General features: G+C 70.9%; 13 protein-coding genes. 8 read left to right on the forward strand and 5 right to left on the reverse strand.

Annotation, left to right across the window (positions count from 1 at the left end):
* Window positions 1-27: 27 nt before the first annotated feature.
* The 8 genes from AB0368_RS07595 to AB0368_RS07630 are packed head-to-tail and all read left to right on the forward strand — an operon-like array spanning window position 28 to window position 8,258.
* Window positions 28-867, forward strand: a complete 840-nt coding sequence (locus tag AB0368_RS07595; RefSeq protein WP_366152980.1) for a nitrilase-related carbon-nitrogen hydrolase — start codon at window positions 28-30, stop codon at window positions 865-867.
* Complete coding sequence (gene hydA / locus AB0368_RS07600; protein WP_366152981.1) at window positions 864-2,264, forward strand: dihydropyrimidinase; 1,401 nt, start codon at window positions 864-866, stop codon at window positions 2,262-2,264. Before AB0368_RS07595 ends, hydA begins: the two co-directional genes overlap by 4 nt.
* A gap of 8 nt (window positions 2,265-2,272) precedes the next feature.
* Window positions 2,273-3,757, forward strand: coding sequence for a CoA-acylating methylmalonate-semialdehyde dehydrogenase (locus AB0368_RS07605; RefSeq protein WP_366152982.1), 1,485 nt, complete (start codon window positions 2,273-2,275; stop codon window positions 3,755-3,757).
* A gap of 4 nt (window positions 3,758-3,761) precedes the next feature.
* On the forward strand, window positions 3,762-4,757 hold the full coding sequence (locus AB0368_RS07610; protein ID WP_366152983.1) for a TIGR03842 family LLM class F420-dependent oxidoreductase: 996 nt from the start codon (window positions 3,762-3,764) through the stop codon (window positions 4,755-4,757).
* Window positions 4,754-5,614 (forward strand): ABC transporter permease subunit, encoded by an 861-nt coding sequence (locus tag AB0368_RS07615; RefSeq protein WP_366152984.1) that lies wholly within the window; start codon window positions 4,754-4,756, stop codon window positions 5,612-5,614. The genes AB0368_RS07610 and AB0368_RS07615 overlap by 4 nt, the downstream gene beginning before the upstream one ends.
* The gene (locus AB0368_RS07620) at window positions 5,611-6,375 is read left to right on the forward strand and encodes an ABC transporter ATP-binding protein (RefSeq protein WP_366152985.1); all 765 of its coding nucleotides are present in this window, start codon (window positions 5,611-5,613) and stop codon (window positions 6,373-6,375) included. Before AB0368_RS07615 ends, AB0368_RS07620 begins: the two co-directional genes overlap by 4 nt.
* Window positions 6,372-7,121: an ABC transporter permease subunit gene (locus tag AB0368_RS07625; RefSeq protein WP_366152986.1), complete on the forward strand. Its 750-nt coding sequence runs from the start codon at window positions 6,372-6,374 to the stop codon at window positions 7,119-7,121. The genes AB0368_RS07620 and AB0368_RS07625 overlap by 4 nt, the downstream gene beginning before the upstream one ends.
* Window positions 7,122-7,130: 9 nt before the next feature.
* Window positions 7,131-8,258, forward strand: coding sequence for an ABC transporter substrate-binding protein (locus AB0368_RS07630; protein WP_366152987.1), 1,128 nt, complete (start codon window positions 7,131-7,133; stop codon window positions 8,256-8,258).
* A gap of 42 nt (window positions 8,259-8,300) precedes the next feature.
* Here AB0368_RS07630 and AB0368_RS07635 read toward each other — a convergent pair whose 3' ends face one another.
* The 5 genes from AB0368_RS07635 to AB0368_RS07655 form a co-directional block, all read right to left on the reverse strand.
* Window positions 8,301-10,085 (reverse strand): toll/interleukin-1 receptor domain-containing protein, encoded by a 1,785-nt coding sequence (locus AB0368_RS07635; protein ID WP_366152988.1) that lies wholly within the window; start codon window positions 10,083-10,085, stop codon window positions 8,301-8,303.
* A 65-nt stretch (window positions 10,086-10,150) separates the two neighbouring features.
* Window positions 10,151-10,918: a hypothetical protein gene (locus AB0368_RS07640; RefSeq protein WP_366152989.1), complete on the reverse strand. Its 768-nt coding sequence runs from the start codon at window positions 10,916-10,918 to the stop codon at window positions 10,151-10,153.
* Between the two features lie 113 nt (window positions 10,919-11,031).
* Entirely contained in the window at window positions 11,032-13,113 is a 2,082-nt protein-coding gene (locus tag AB0368_RS07645) for a PQQ-dependent sugar dehydrogenase (protein ID WP_366152990.1), read from the reverse strand.
* A gap of 10 nt (window positions 13,114-13,123) precedes the next feature.
* A complete protein-coding gene (locus AB0368_RS07650; protein ID WP_366152991.1) occupies window positions 13,124-14,044 on the reverse strand; it encodes a sugar phosphate isomerase/epimerase in 921 nt (306 codons plus the stop codon).
* A 293-nt stretch (window positions 14,045-14,337) separates the two neighbouring features.
* The gene (locus AB0368_RS07655) at window positions 14,338-16,641 is read right to left on the reverse strand and encodes an EAL domain-containing protein (protein WP_366152992.1); all 2,304 of its coding nucleotides are present in this window, start codon (window positions 16,639-16,641) and stop codon (window positions 14,338-14,340) included.
* Window positions 16,642-16,702: the final 61 nt, after the last annotated feature.

Below are 16,702 nucleotides of genomic sequence, written 5' to 3' on the forward strand. Positions count from 1 at the left end.
TACGTCCTACCGAGAGGGGTAGCAGGCATGAACGGTGTTGTCCGTGCCGCCCTCGTCCAGACCACCTGGACGGGCGACAAGGAATCGATGATCAAGGCTCACGAGGACTACGCCCGCGACGCCGCCGCCCAGGGCGCCAAGGTGATCTGCTTCCAGGAGCTCTTCTACGGCCCGTACTTCTGCCAGGTCCAGGACGCCGCCTACTACGAGTACGCGGAGTCGATCCCCGGCCCCACCACCGAGCGCTTCCAGGCCCTCGCCGCCGAGCTGGGCATGGTGATGGTGCTGCCGATGTACGAGCAGGAGCAGCCCGGCGTCCTCTACAACACCGCGGCGGTCGTCGACGCCGACGGCTCGTACCTGGGCAAGTACCGCAAGCACCACATCCCGCAGGTCAACGGCTTCTGGGAGAAGTTCTACTTCCGTCCCGGCAACCTCGGCTACCCGGTGTTCGACACCGCGGTCGGCAAGGTGGGGGTGTACATCTGCTACGACCGGCACTTCCCCGAGGGCTGGCGTGCGCTGGGTCTCAACGGCGCGCAGATCGTCTTCAACCCGTCGGCCACGAGCCGGGGGCTGTCGTCGTACCTGTGGCAGCTGGAGCAGCCGGCCAGCGCGGTCGCCAACGAGTACTTCATCGGCGCGATCAACCGGGTGGGCTTCGAGCCGCTGGGCGACAACGACTTCTACGGCCAGTCGTACTTCGTGGACCCGGAGGGCAAGTTCGTCGGCGACGTCGGCGACACCCACGAGGCGGAGCTGATCGTCCGCGACCTCGACCTGAGCCTGCTCGAGACGGTCCGCAACCGCTGGCAGTTCTACCGCGACCGCCGCCCCGACAGCTACCACGGGCTGGTGCAGCCATGAGCTTCCTGATCAAGGGCGGCACGGTGGTCAGCCCCACCGGCCCGACCCCGGCGGACGTCCTCGTCGACGGCGAGAAGATCGTCGCCCTGTTCGCCCCCGGGACCGGCCCGGCGGAGATCGAGACGATCGACGCCACCGGCAAGTTCGTCATCCCGGGCGGGATCGACGCCCACACGCACATGCAGATGCCGTTCGGCGGCACCGAGGCCAGCGACACCTTCGCCACCGGTACGCGCGCCGCGGCCTTCGGCGGCACCACCACGATCGTCGACTTCGCCATCCAGCGCCTCGGCGAGGTCGTCCAGGACGGGCTCGCCGCCTGGCATGCCAAGACGGCCGGGAACTGCCACATCGACTACGGCTTCCACATGATCCTGGGCGGCGTCGACGACGAGTCGCTCAAGGCCATGGACCAGCTCGTCGCCGACGAGGGCATCACGAGCTTCAAGCTGTTCATGGCGTACCCGGGGGTGTTCTACAGCGACGACGGGCAGATCCTGCGGGCCATGCAGAAGGCGCGGGACAACGGCGCCATGATCATGATGCACGCGGAGAACGGCCCGGCCATCGACGTACTCGTCAAGCAGGCCCTCGAGCGCGGCGAGACCGACCCGTACTACCACGGCGTCACCCGGCCGCAGGAGCTCGAGGCCGAGGCGACCAGCCGGGCGATCTGGCTCGCGAGCGTGGCCGCGGACTGCCCGCTCTACATCGTGCACCTGTCCGCGTCCAAGGCCCTCGAACAGGTCGCGGCGGCCCGCGACGCCGGGCGCAATGTGTTCGCCGAGACCTGCCCGCAGTACCTGTACCTGACGCTGGAGGACCAGCTCGGCGCGCCCGGCTTCGAGGGCGCCAAGTGGGTCTGCTCGACGCCGCTGCGCAGCAAGCACGAGAGCCACCGCGCGGATCTGTGGCGCGGGCTGCGTACCAATGATCTCGCCGTGGTCTCCACCGACCACTGTCCCTTCTGCATGAAGGACCAGAAGGAGATGGGCGTCGGCGACTTCTCCAAGATCCCTAATGGCATCGGCGGGGTGGAGCACCGCGTCGACCTGCTCTACCAGGGCGTGGTCGACGGCAAGCTGTCGCTGGGCCGCTGGGTCGAGACGATCGCGACGACCCCGGCGCGGATGTTCGGCATGTATCCGCGCAAGGGCGTGATCGCACCCGGCTCCGACGCCGACATCGTGCTCTACGACCCGGCCGGGCGCACCCGGATCGGGGTCGAGACCCACCACATGAACATGGACTACTCGGCGTGGGAGGGCTGGGAGATCGCCGGCAAGGTCGACACCGTCATCTCCCGCGGCGCCGTCATCGTGCAAGGCGACGAATACAAGGGGCGCGCGGGCCATGGCCGCTACGTGCCCCGCGGCCTGTCCGAATACCTGGTCTAGGAGCCCGCGTGCGAGAAATCAAACACTGGATCGACGGTACGGCGGTCGACGGCACCAGCGGCCGGCAGCTGCCGGTCTGGGACCCGGCGACCGGCGAGCAGCAGGCGTACGTGGTGGCCGCGACCGCCGCGGAGACCGAGCGTGCGGTGGCGTCGGCGAAACGCGCGTTCCCGGGCTGGCGGGCCGCGTCATTGTCCCGCCGGGCCGAGGTGATGTTCCGCTTCCGCGAGCTGGTCGACGCCAACCGCAAGGAGCTCGCCACCCTGGTCAGCGCCGAGCACGGCAAGACCGTGGCGGACGCGGGCGGCGAGCTGGCCCGCGGGCTGGAGAACATCGAGTTCGCCGCGGGCGCGCCGCACCTGCTCAAGGGCGGCTACAGCGAGCAGGCCTCCACCGGCGTGGACGTCTACTCGATCCGCCAGCCGCTCGGGGTGGTCGCCGGCATCACGCCGTTCAACTTCCCCGCCATGGTCCCGATGTGGATGTTCTGCAACGCCCTGGTCTGCGGCAACACCTTCATCCTCAAGCCCAGCGAGAAGGACCCGTCGGTCTCGCTGATGCTGGCGGACCTGCTGCGCCAGGCGGGCCTGCCGGACGGCGCGTTCAACGTCGTGCAGGGCGACCGCGAGGCGGTGGAGACGCTGCTGCACCATCCGGATGTCGAGGCGGTGTCGTTCGTCGGTTCGACCCCCGTGGCAAAGAGCATCTACCGGACCGCCACCGACAACGGCAAGCGGGTGCAGGCGCTCGGCGGCGCCAAGAACCACATGGTCGTGCTGCCGGACGCCGACATCGGCTCGGCTGCCGACGCGGCGGTCAGCGCCGGGTACGGCTCCGCGGGCGAGCGCTGCATGGCGGTCTCGGTCGTGGTCGCCGTCGGCGCGAGCGCGGACCCGCTGGTCGAGGCGATCAAGGACCGGGTCGCCCGGATCGCGGTCGGCCCGGCCAGCGACCCGAGCGCCGAGATGGGACCGCTGATCAGCCGCGAACACCGCGACAAGGTGGCCGGCTACCTCGCCGAGCCCGGCCAGGCCGAGGTGGTCGTGGACGGCCGGGACGCCCCGATCAGCGACGGCCCCGGCTTCTTCCTCGGGGCGTCGCTGGTGGACAAGGTGCCGACCGACTCGCCGCTCTACACCGACGAGATCTTCGGGCCGGTGCTGTCGGTGGTGCGGGTGGACACGTACGAGGAGGCTCTCGCCCTGGTCAACGACAACGAGTACGGCAACGGCACCGCCATCTTCACCCGCGACGGCGGCGCCGCCCGGCAGTTCCAGTACGACGTCGTGTGCGGGATGGTCGGCGTGAACGTGCCGGTGCCCGTACCGGTCGCCTACTACAGCTTCGGCGGCTGGAAGTCGTCGCTCTTCGGCGACCTGCACATGTACGGGCCGGAGGGGCTCCAGTTCTACACCCGCAGCAAGGTCGTCACCTCGCGCTGGCCCGACCCGGCCACCTCCGAGGTCGACCTCGGATTCCCGAAGGTGCGGTGATCCGATGGACATCGGTGTGGTCCTGCAGTGCGACCCGCCGTCGAGCGAGGTCGTCGAGCTGGCGAAGCGGGCCGAGGACCTGGGCTACAGCCACGTGTGGACGTTCGACTCGCACGTGCTGTGGCAGGAGCCGTTCGTCATCTACAGCAAGATCCTCGGCGTGACCGACCGGGTCGTCGTCGGCCCGATGGTCACCAACCCGGGCACCCGGGACTGGACGGTGATCGCGTCCCAGTTCGCCACCCTCAACGAGATGTACGGCAACCGCACGATCTGCGGCATCGGCCGCGGCGACTCCGCGCTGCGGGTGCTGGGACTGCAGCCGAACACCCTCGGGCAGCTGCGCGAGAGCATCGGCGTCATCCGGGGGCTGGCCAACGGCGAGCCGGTGACGGTGCGCGGCCAGGAGCTCCAGTTCACCTGGGCGCCGCAGAGCCGGCTGGACGTGTGGGTCGCCGCGTACGGCCCGAAGGCGCTGGCCCTGACCGGCGAGGTGGGCGACGGCTACATCCTTCAGCTCGCCGACCCGGACATCGCGGCCTGGATGATCAAGGCGGTCCGGACCGCCGCGGAGAAGGCGGGCCGCGACCCGGCGGCCATCAAGTTCTGCGTGGCCGCCCCCGCCTATGTCGGCGACGACCTCGCCCACCAGCGGGACCAGACCCGGTGGTTCGGCGGGATGGTCGGCAACCACGTCGCGGACATCGTCGCCCGCTACGGCGCGGACGGCGCGGTGCCCCAGGTGCTGACCGACTACATCAAGGACCGCCAGGGGTACGACTACGCCGAGCACGGCCGGGCCGGCAACACACACACGACGTTCGTGCCCGACGAGGTCGTGGACCGCTTCTGCATCCTCGGCCCGGTCGAGAACCACCTCGCCCGGCTCGAGCAGCTGCGGGAACTCGGCGTCGACCAGTTCGCCCTCTACCTGCAGCACGACGACAAGGAGGGCACGCTGGAGGCGTACGGGAAGAGCATCATCCCGGCGCTCCCATGAGACGCGTCCTCAGCGTTCTCGCGGCGGTGGTCGTGGCCGTGGCCGTGTGGGAGGGCTACAAGGCGGTCGGCAACCCGGACGGAACCGTGCTGTTCGGCACCCGCGTCCTGCCCCGCGCCGACGACCTGTCCATGCCGCACGTCTGGGACATGCTGCGCCGGCTCGGCCGCCCGGAGCTCACGGGCGGCCGGCCGGTCTGGCAGGTGGTGCTCGCCGCGGCCGCGTTCACGCTGGGGATCACCGCCGCCGGGTTCGCCGTCGGTGCGGTCGTCGGGCTGCTGCTGGCGGTGGCGATGCAGCGGTTCCGGATCGTCGAGCGGGGGCTGCTGCCGTACGTGATCCTGTCCCAGACCGTGCCCCTGGTCGCGCTCGCGCCGCTGGTGGCGGGCTGGAGCGGCAATTTGTCCCTGGGGCCGTACCCGTGGGCGGATTGGATGACGGTCGCGGTGATCGCCGCCTACCTGAGCTTCTTCCCCGTCGCCGTCGGCATGCTTCGCGGCCTGCAGTCGCCGCAGGCGAGCGGGGTGGAGCTGATGCGCAGCTATGCCGCCGGCTGGTGGCGGACCCTGGTCAAGCTCCGCCTGCCGGCGTCGCTGCCCTACCTGTTCCCGGCGCTCCGGCTCGCGGGTGCGGCCGCCGTCGTGGGCGCGGTGGTCGGCGAGATCTCCACGGGTACGCGCGGAGGCATCGGCCGCCTCGTCATCGAGTACTCGCGGGAGGCCACCAGCGACCCCGCGAAGGTCTACACCGCCATGCTCGGCGCGGCCCTGCTCGGCCTCGTCGTCGCCGGCCTGGTCAGCCTCCTGGAGCTGCCGCTCATGCGGCACCGGCGTCGAGTCTCGGTGGTGACGATGTGACAGCTGTGTCCGTCTCCGGTGTCACCAAAATCTTCAACCAGAGCCGGCCTGACGAGGTCACGGCGCTCTCCGACGTGGACCTCACGGTCGGCACGGGCGAGTTCGTCTCCCTCATCGGGCCGTCCGGCTGCGGCAAGAGCACGCTGCTGCGGCTGGTCGCCGACCTCATCACGCCCACCGCCGGCAGCGTCTCGGTCGCGGGCCGGCCGGCCCGCCAGGCCCGGCTCGACCAGGCCTACGGCATCGCCTTCCAGCAGGCGGGACTCTTCGAGTGGCGGACGGTACGGCGCAACGTCGAGCTGCCCCTGGAGCTGCGCAAGCAGTCGCGGGCCGCCCGCCGGGCCCGCGCCTCGGACATGCTCGCGCTGGTCGGACTCAGCGACTTCGCCGACCACTACCCCGCCCAGCTCTCCGGCGGCATGCAGCAGCGCGTCGCCATCGCCCGGGCGCTGGCCGTCCAACCGCCGCTGCTGCTGATGGACGAGCCGTTCGGCGCCCTCGACGAGATGACCCGCGAGCGCCTCCAGACCGAACTGCTGAGCATCTGCGCGCAGACCGGCACCAGCACCGTCTTCGTCACCCACTCCATTGCGGAAGCTGTCTTCCTGTCCGACCGCGTGGTGGTCATGTCACCGCGCCCCGGCCGGATCACCGGCATCATCGACATCGACCTGCCTTCGCGCGATGAGGCGGTCCGCCAGTCCCCCGATTACTTCTCCTTCGTGACCCTGGTCCGTAAGACTCTGCGCGGCTCGCCGTGAAGCGCATCCTGGCCCCGGTGATCCTCGGCATCGCCGCCCTCCTCGCCTGGGAGCTGACGGTCTCGCTGGGTCACATCGCGCCGTTCATCCTGCCCGCGCCGTCCGCGATCGGCCACGAGCTCGTCGTGCAGCGCGCCAACATCCTGTCCGCGGCGGCGGCCAGCGGGCTCAACGCGCTGATCGGGCTGCTCTGGGGCACGGCGGCCGGCCTGCTGGCCGCCATGGCGGCGAGCCGGTTCCGCCTGCTGTCCGACGTGTCCCTGCCGGTGGCGGCGGTGCTCAACGCGCTGCCGATCATCGCGCTCGCACCCATCCTCAACAACATGTTCGAGTCGACCTCCAGCGTGCCGCGCCGCCTGGTCGCCGGGATCATCGTGTTCTTCCCGGTCTTTGTCAACACCCTGCGCGGGCTGCGCGAGGTGGACCCCACCCACCGCGAGCTGATGACCAGCTACGCGGCCCGGGGCTGGACGTTCACCCGGCTGGTCCGGCTGCCCGGCGCGCTGCCCTTCGTCTTCACCGGCCTGCGACAGGCGTCCTCGCTGGCCGTGATCGCCGCGGTCGTCGCCGAGTACTTCGGCGGCCTGCAGAACGGGCTCGGCTCGCGGATCACCTCCGCCGCCGCGTTCACCGCGTACCCCCGTGCCTGGGCCTTCGTGGTCGGCGCCTGCCTGCTCGGACTCGTCTTCTACCTCACCACGCTCCTGCTGGAGCGTCTCGCGATGCCCTGGAAAACCATTTTTTAAGGAGTCCGCGTGCGACGTCTTCTGCTGGCCTCTATCACCTCCACGGCTCTGCTGCTCACCGCCTGCGGCACGGCCGACACCCCTACCACCCCGGCCGCCCCGGGCGGCGTCACCCCGATCAAGCTCCAGCTCCAGTGGTTCTACCAGGCCCAGTTCGCCGGCTACATCGCCGCGGTGGACCAGGGCTTCTACAAGGAACAGGGCCTCGACGTCCAGTTGCTCGAGGGTGGCGTCGACATCGTCCCGCAGACCGTGCTCGCCCAGGGCAAGGCCGACTACGCCGTCGCCTGGGTCCCCAAGGCCCTGGCCTCCCGCGAACAGGGCGCGAACATCACCGACGTCGGCCAGATCTTCGCCCGCTCCGGCACCTACCAGGTGGCGTGGAAGGACAGCGGCATCACCGGCCCGGCCGACTTCAAGGGCAAGAAGGTCGGCAACTGGGGCTTCGGCAACGAGTTCGAGCTCTTCGCCGGCATGACCAAGGCCGGCCTCGACCCGGGCAAGGACGTCACCCTGGTCCAGCAGCAGTTCGACATGCAGGCGCTGCTGAAGAAGGAGATCGACGCCGCCCAGGCCATGAGCTACAACGAGTACGCCCAGCTGCTCGAGGCGAAGAACCCCGCCACGGGCAAGCTCTACACGGCCGACGACTTCACGGTCATCGATTGGAAGACCAACGGCTCGGCCATGCTCCAGGACGCGGTGTGGGCGAACACCGCCAAGCTGAAGGACTCGACGTACCAGCAGCAGACGGTGAAGTTCCTGGCCGGCACCATCAAGGGCTGGGCCTACTGCCGCGACAACCCGGAATCCTGCCGCGACATGGTGGTGGCCAAGGGCTCGAAGCTCGGCAAGAGTCACCAGCTCTGGCAGATGAACGAGGTCAACAAGCTCGTCTGGCCGTCGGCCGGCGGCATCGGCCTGATCAACGAGGCGGACTGGAAGCAGACGGTCGACCTGTCGATGACGACCAAGAACCAGACCGGGGACACGGTCCTGACCAAGCAGCCGGAGGGTACGGCGTACAGCAACGACTACATCCGGCAGGCGCTGGACCAGGCCAAGGCGGCGGGGGTGGACGTGGCGGGCGCCGGCTACAAGCCGCAGACGGTGACGCTGACAGCCGGGGGCGCCTGAGTCTCGGCGGTGCGGGCCCGGTCGTCTCCCACGGCGGGCCCGCTACCGTCCTCGGGCTCGTTCAGCGGCGTCCAGCGCCCGTTGGACCTCGCCTCCGAACGCACCGGCGCGCAGCAGTGGCCAGCTCGGGCCCGCGCCACGGATCTCCCGTTGGATCACCCTGCCGATCGACGGCGGCATGCGATCCGCGCCGGACGCATACTCCCCCAGCGCCGGCTCGTGGCCGAGGTCCGCCTCGATCATGCTGCGGAGGTACTCGAAGCGTTCGAAGGCCACGGCGAACTCGGCGTCGTCGAGGAGGTCGCCGAACACGGGCCGGATCGTCATCCTGAGATGCTTCGACAGCCCGAAGCGGACCTCGGCTCCGGCCCATTTCGGCATCCGGTCGACGAGGCGGTAATCCAGGACGGCGCGCGGATGGAGGAACTCGCAGAGCTCTTCCGCGCCCCGCGACGGTGCGGGAAAAGGCCCGGCCCGCATCACCACGGTGACGAAACGTTCCCTTGCGGCCGCCACGGCCGCGACGCCCGCGGAGTAGTACAGCCACAGCGCCGGATACCGGCGAGTGGGTCGCAGGGCTCCCGGCAGCATCTCCGAATCGTCGGCCGCCGCCGACCGGCACATCCGCACGATGGGGCGGAGCCAATAGGCGTCGTGCTGGTCCTCCCCGTGGTAGATGCCCGTCGCCAGGACTCGTGCGAGCCCGTCGGCCTCGGCCTCGAACGCGGCGAGGCGGTCCTCGAGGACGCGGGCATCCTCGAGCCGGTGCAACGGCGAGAAGGGGATCCGGCTGAGCCGGCGGAGGCAGTCGTCGGTCAGGGCCCTCAGCGACTCCTCCATCCGGATCCGGTGCGTGCCGTCCGTGACGCCGAGCTTGACCAGGGCGACGGTGGCCGCGACGGTCGTCTGTTCTCCGGTGGCCTCGGCCGCCGTGGTCACCAGTCCGGACTCATGGTCGCCGCCCGGTTCCCCGCCGAGGCCCAGGGCTTGGCGGACGTAGGCGGGCGGCCGCCCGAGCGGCGGCCGGGCCGGAACCTCGAAGACGGCCCGGATGATCCGCTCGAGCGCCGGTGACCAGTCGCCGTCCGGGTCGACGTCCTCGTAGACGAGGTCCCGCAACGCTTCCGGGACGTCGGCGTGGTCGAGGCGCACGACCATGACCCTGGTGGTGCCCTCGATCCGGCCCACGGTCGCCGCGTTGAGCTCCTGCGCGACCCATGGGCTGTCGGCGCTGTGCTTCGACACCACGAAGAGCACGGCGCGAGCGCGGCCGATGCCCTCGGCGAAGATCCGGTCGACGAGGCTGTCGCCGGGCAGCATCTCCCAGCGGTCGAGCCACGCGTTCACGCCGTTGGCCCGCAACCGCGTGGCGAACGGTACGACGAAGCGCGCCTTGTCCTCGCTCGCGTGGCTGATGAAGACAAGGGGCGCCTCGTCCTCGGCGACCACCCGGGGGCCCGCGCCGGCCGGCTCGGTGACCGGCTGGGCGGGCCCGGACGGCAGCTGCTGCTCGATCGCCGCGAGCTGCAGCATGATCCGCTGCCGCTCGCCGTTCACCGCCCGGTACATCTGGTCCGGCGGCACCGTGCCCTCGAGCAACAACCGGTAACGACCCGAGCTCGCCAGGTCGGGCGGGTCCTGGACGTGCCGGAGCAGGAAGGCCTCGACGTCGTCGTGCCACCTCAGGAAGCCCTGCCGCAGGTGCGTGGCGACGTCCGGCTGCGGACCCGCCGACAACCCGTCCAGGTTGCCGGCCTCCGTCCTCAGCCGACGCAGACCCTCGTGGAAGGAGTCCCGGACGTCCTCGGACAGCAGCCGATGTTCCATACGGACGCGCGCCCCCTCCCCGTGTCTCCGCGGCAGGGTGCACTGTAGCCCGTGCCGGGCGGCATCTACATCGAGGTCAGGCGGGCGGCCAGGGCCACGGCGGTGAGGTCGCCCTCGCGGAGGCGGGCCGCGGCCTCCGGCTTACCCAGGCCGGCCAGGCGTTCGGCCGCCGTACTGATCAGGCGGTCGTCGCCGCTGAGAAGCTTGCGGGCCACGTTGGCCTGGATCGGGCTGAGTTCCGCGTACGCGCACTCGTCCAGCGCCGCGATGGTGCCCTCGTCGAGCAGGCCGGCGAGGGCCCGTTCCGTCACGATGCGCAGGAGCCAGGACGGCCACCAGCTGTAGCGGCCGATCAGGTGGCCCGCGCGTACGGCGTCCCGGGGCGCCTGGCCGCCCTGGAGCAGGCGCAGGGTGAGCGGGATGTCGAAGCGTTCCAGGCGCAGCGCCGTGACGAAGAGGCGGTTCAGCTTGCTCGCGCCGACCAGGGGCTCCGCCGCGGCGGCCGCCTCGCCGTACTCGCCGCGAAGGGCCGCCAGGATCATGGCCGCCTCCTCGGTGGAGATCGCCGAGCCGGTCGAGCGTTCCTCGATGCGGGTCAGGCTGTGGGCGAGCCGGTCGACGGCGTCCCGGGCGTACCCCTGCCGGTCCTCGCTGGTGGGCCGCTCCAGGTAGCGGACCACCGAGTCGATCGCGATCTGGACCTCGCGGCGCAGCAGCGGGGCCTTGATGTGCGGGGAGATCAGGTCACCGAGGCCCTCGACCAGGTACGCCTGATCGAAACGGTCTGACTCTTCCAGAAAACCCGCCCACCACGACGCCAGGTGCCGCTCCACCCCTCCAGGGTGGCGGACCGCCGGAGCAGATGAGGGGCAAACGCCCGACGTCACCCGGCCGGGCCCCGATCGACGGGGTCCGGCCGGGCGGCGGTGCCGGGCCGGGCCGGCGGTCAGTCCTCGGACGGCGTCAGGACGACCGTCGCCGAGCCGCTCTGCGGCGGGGTTCCGGAGTCGGTGTACTCGGCCACGAAGACGGCGGTCAGGTTCTCCGCCCCGGTGTGGCCGCCGTCGATGAACGTGGTGATCGAGCCGGTGCAGCCGGACGCCGTGGAGAGCGGGTGCCCGTGCTGGTCGTGGCCCAGGATGTAGGTCACCGTCACCCGCGAGCAGTCGACCGGCTGGTCGTCGGCCACGGCGACCTGGAACGTGACGGTGTCACCGAACTCGAACGGCTGGTCCTCGGTCGGCGTGACGAAGCTGACCTGCGGGGCCAGCGTCCCGACGGGGAGGATCACCTCGGCGGACGCCCAGCGGCCCGTCGGGTCGGTGACCTTCAGCGTGGGCCGATAGTTGCCGTTCTCGGTGAAGGTGTAGACGGCGTTGGGCTGCCGGGAGTCGACGATGCCGTCGGCGTTGAAGTCCCAGGCGTAGCGCAGGCTGTCGCCGTCGGGGTCGGTCGTGCCGGCACTGGAGAAGGTCACCGTCAGGGGTGCCTCACCGCGTGTCGGCGTCGCCGTGATCTTCGGGATCGGGGTGCGGTTGCCGCGGACGTAGTCGATGCGGGCGAGCTGCGCCTCCGGGTTCTCCGAGAAGTAGCCGTCGCCGTACTCGAGGACGTAGAGGGCGCCGTCGGGGCCGAACTCGAGGTCCATCGGGTTGTCGAAGACGATCGACGGCAGCACCGGCGCGATCGAGGTGACCTCGTTCGCCGGCCCGAGCGTGAACTCCTTGACGTAGTCGCGGGTCCACTCGAAGAAGAGCGGCTTGCCGTCGTAGTACTCCGGCCACTTGGTCGCCGAGCCGTTCGCCGCGTCGTAGTCGTACGCCGGGCCGCCCATCGGGCCGATGCCGCCGGTGCCCAGCTCGGGGAACTCGGCGCTGGCGCCGTACGTGTAGATGACCTCGGCCTTCTCCACCGGGGGAAGCTCGCGCTTGCCGGTGTTGTGCGGCGACTCGTTCACCGGCGCCGCGCAGTTGAACGGCGCTCCGGAGGTCTGCGTGGCGAAGTCGTAGTCGACGTAGGGCATGTCCGGTGCGACGCAGTACGGCCACCCGTAGTTGGCGGGCTTGTCGATGGCCGCCCAGCGCCCCTGCCCGGCCGGTCCACGCCGGGGGTTCGGCTGTTGCGCGTCGGGCGAGTAGTCGCCGACGTACACGACGCCGGTCCGCTTGTCGACGGCGAAGCGGAACGGGTTGCGCAGCCCCATCGCGTAGATCTCCGGCCGGGTGTACGCCGTACCCGGCTTGAAGAGGTTGCCCTTCGGGATGCGGTAGCCGCCGTTGGCGTTGACCTTGATGCGCAGGATCTTGCCGCGCAGGTCGTTGGTGTTCCCGGCGGAGCGCTGCGCGTCGTAGGCCGGGTTGCGGTTCGCCCGCTCGTCCAGGGGCGCGTAGCCGTCGGAGGCGAACGGGTTGGTGTCGTCGCCCGTGGACAGGTAGAGGTTGCCGGCGCCGTCGAAGTCGATCTTGCCGCCGACGTGGCAGCAGATGCCGCGGTCGGTGGCCACGTCGAGGATCTTCTGCTCGGTGCTCAGCGCGAGCGTGTTGCCGTTCAGCTTGAAGCGCGACAGGCGCATCACTCCCTTGAACGGCGCGAAGTCCGCCGCGGTCCCCTCCGCCGGCGCGTCACCTTCGTTGACCGTCGGCGTCGCCGGGTTGTCGACGGGGGTGTTCAGCCGCGGCGAGTAGTAGAGGTAGACCCACTTGTTCGCCGCGAAGTTCGGGTCGATCGCGACACCCTGCACGCCCTCCTCGTCGTGCTGGTAGACGGGGATCGTGGCGGCGAGGACGTTGCGGCCGCTCTTCGGGTCGTTGATGCGGACGTCGCCCTTGCGGGCGGTGTGCAGCACGCGCCGGTCCGGCAGGACGGCCAGGGCGATCGGCTCGCCCGGGAAGTCGTCGAGGGTCACCTTCTGGAAGTCGGAGTCGGGCGGCGGCGCGGCCGCCGGGGCGGCCGAGGCCGGATGCGACGGTGCCATCAGCGCGGTCGCCACGAGCGCCAGCGCGGGTACGGCGGCATGGAATCGCTTCACAGGTCTCCCCTCAGAATCGCAGGTCGGCGAGGTAGTCGTAGCCGACCTCGGCGGTGACGAGCGCGTCGGCGGGGGTCCGCGGCGGGCTGCCGGCGTCGTCGCGCTCCACGATGTACTCGACGAGGCCGGCCTCGCGGGAGTGCTCGAAGATGCGGGCGAAGTCGATGAGCCCGGCGCCGGGGTCGGCGAAGCTGCCGGAGGGGGCGAGGTCCTTGACGTGCACCTGGCGGATCCGGCCCCGGTTCTCGTGGATCAGGTCGACCGGGTCGTGGGCGCCGCGGAAGGCCCAGAAGAGGTCCACCTCGAGGTGCACCAGGCCGGGGTCGGTCTCGCCGGTCAGGATGTCGTATCCGGTCCGGGTGCCGCCGTCCTGGCGGGCGAACTCGTTGTGGTGGTTGTGGTAGCCGAAGCTCAGCCCGTGCTCGCGGGCCAGCGCGCCGGCCTTGTTGAGGTCACTGGCGAACGCCTTGTAGACGGCGCCGTCCCGGATGGGCTGGCCGTCGGCTCCGGCGCCGAAGAACGGGTGGACGATGTACCTGTTGCCGACGATCTCCGCCTCTTCGAGGGCCCGTTCCCAGGCCGCGGCGTCGAACGGCTGTGGGATCCCGACGTGCCCGGAGGTGGCACGCAACCCGGCACGGTCCAGCGCGGCGCGGAACTGCGCGGCCGTACGCCCGACGAAGCCGGCGTGCTCGACGCGGGTGTAGCCGATCTCGGCCAGCGCGGCGAGGGTGGCGTCGAGATCGATGGCGAGCTGGTTTCGCAGCGTGTAGAGCTGCACGCTGATCTTGTCGCGCGGGATCCGCGACGGGCGGCCCGCCGAGCTGGCCTCGGCGGGCGAGGCGGCGATCGCGCCGGTGCCCAGTACGGCGGCGCCCGCTGCTGCGGCGCCCAGTAGGTGTCGGCGGCTGACGGTGGACTCGTTCTGCATCGCTTGCACTGCCTCCCGGTCGGTGGTGCGGGATTGACGTGGGCACGCGGAAGCGGCCGATCGGGCAGTGGCCCCCCGGCCACGTGCCACGCCGGAGCACGAAGTTGCATCGAAGTCGTTCGAAGACTGATGTTAATCACACGTTTCGCTGTAGTGGCGAAAAGAATCTTCGAAATATGCAAAAGTGTCGACGGGACAACGAATAAGTCCGTGTCAAAGCCATCGAGCCCGACCATGCGGACATGGCGGGCGATCGGCGGAGAAAGCGCCGCGCGGCCCCGGACGTGAGGGCGTCAGCCCGCGGCGAGCGCCCGGCGCTGGCGGGCCAGGAGCGCGGTCAGGTCCCCGGCGGACATCGGCCGCGCCAAGTGGTACCCCTGCCCCTGCGTGTAGCCGAGGGCGCGGAGCTGTTCCGCCTGCGCCTCGTTCTCGATCCCCTCGGCCACCGCGTCGAGGCGCAGTGCGCCGGCGAGCTGGATCACCGCCCGCGCGACGGCCTGACGCGCGTCGCGAGCCTCCAGCCCGGCGTCGTCGATCTCCAGGCCGTCCACGAACGACTTGTCGAGCTTCACGATCGCCGCCGGGAACGCCCGCAGCAGGCTCAGCGACGACTCACCCGTGCCGAAGTCGTCGAGGGCCAGCCGAACGCCGGCGCGGTGCAGCTCGTGCAGGCTCTGCGAGACCTGGCTGCCGCGCAGGACCGCGGACTCGGTCAGCTCCAGCACCAGGCGGCCGGTGGACAGCCCGGTCTCGCCCACCACGGCGAGCACCTCCGCGGCGAAGTCCGGGTCGTGCAGCTGCCGCGCCGACACGTTGACGGCCGCCTTCTCCGGCGCGTCCCGGCCGAACTCGGCCGTCCACGCGGCCGTCTGCCGGCAGGTCTCGCGCAGCACGAACCGGCCCAGCTCGATGATGAGCCCGGTGCGCTCGGCGACCGGCACGAACGCCCCGGGCATGATGAGCCCGCGCTCGGGGTGGTTCCAGCGCACCAGCGCCTCGACCCCCACCAGCTTGCCGGAGTCCAGGTTCATGATCGGCTGGTAGACGACCTCCAGCTCGTTCTCCTCGATCGCGCGGCGCAGCTCACCACCGAGGCGCATGTTCGCCAGCACCGGCTCGGCCATGCCCGGCAGGTAGCGGACACAGGCGGCCTTGCCCCGCTCCTTGGCGGCGTACATCGCGACGTCCGCCTCGCGCAGCACGGTGTCGACGGAGGCGCCCGGCTCCGCGGTCGCGATGCCGATGCTGGCCTGCACCATCAGCCGGTGCGCGCCGATCGGCTCGCTCAGCGCGTCCAGGATCCGCTGGGCGACGGTCTCGCCCACCGTCGTGCCGCCGAGCAGCAGCACGGCGAACTCGTCGCCGCCGATGCGCACCGGCAGCCCCGCGCCGGCCTGCTCGCGCAGGAGGTCGGCTACCGCCACCAGCAGCTGGTCGCCGACGTCGTGGCCGAGCGAGTCGTTGACGGTCTTGAAGTCGTCGAGGTCCACGAGCAGGACGGTGGCGCTCTCCCCGCCGCCGAGTGCCGCCTGCAGCCGGCCCCGGAACATGGCCCGGTTCGCCAGGCCGGTCAGGCCGTCGTGGCTCGCCTCGTGCTGCAGGCGCTCCTCCTGGGCCCGGATGTTGCGCAGGAGCCGGGCGTTGTCCCGGAACGCCAGGAACTGCCGGACGACCACGAGCACGCTGACCAGCACGGCCGCCGCCAGCACGACCCGGTCGGTCCAGCGCATCTCCCCCACCGCGAGGGCGAGCAGCGGCAGGTCCACCGCGGCGACCGCCAGGTACGGCAGCAGCGGCGAGGACCGGCGCGACACCCGGCCCCGGCCGAGGGTCGCCTTCCACTGCACCCGTACGGCCACCACCAGCAGCAGCGGCGCCAGCGGCAGCACGATCGCCTGCGACGGCGGACCGCCGGCGTCACCGTACGTGGTGGCGAGCACCGCCACGCCGGCCGCCGTGAGGCCCATGGTCGCCACCAGGCGCAGCGCGGTCCGGTCGACCGGCCCGTCGCCGAGGTACGACACCTTCGTCATCCCGCCGACGGACATGAGGAACGCCAGCCCGATGAGGACGAGCGTCTGCGGGCTCCACGGGTCGGCGGCCGTGAGCATCGGAGCGAGCCCGAAGTGCCAGAGCAGCGTCGAGCAGCCGAGGAACGCGATCACGCGGTCGAGGTTCATCCGCCGGCGCTCGCCCGGACCGGTCGCGCCCACCGGCACCCGGGCGACGGCCCACATCGTGAGCCCGAAACCGAGCGCGACGCAGGCGGCCGAGGTGAGCGGCATGTCCGGCGTGTCGTCCCCCACCGAGTAGCGGACCGCGTTGACCGCCATGAGCAGGTAACCGGCGGTCATGAAGAGGGTCCCGACGAAGAGGCCGCGCCAGAACCGGCGGGCCACGGGATCCGGCCGGACGACGCGCCACAGCCCGTACAGCGCCACGGCCGCGACGGTCCCGCCGAGCGGCATGGTCAGGTAAGCGATCCAGACCGGCCCGGCGCCCACGGTCGCCCAGAGCACGAACCACACCGAACTGGCGAGCGCAAGGGCGGCGACGATCACCACGTAGCGCAGGGGTGCGCGCCTGTCCTCGGCCATGACGAGTCGATCGGCTGTCGCTCTCGGCGGGTTAGGAAAAGGGGGTCGCGGGTCCCGCACC

This window comes from Actinoplanes sp. NPDC051475 (genome assembly GCF_040689425.1).
In the GTDB taxonomy this organism is placed as follows: Bacteria; Actinomycetota; Actinomycetes; order Mycobacteriales; family Micromonosporaceae; genus Actinoplanes.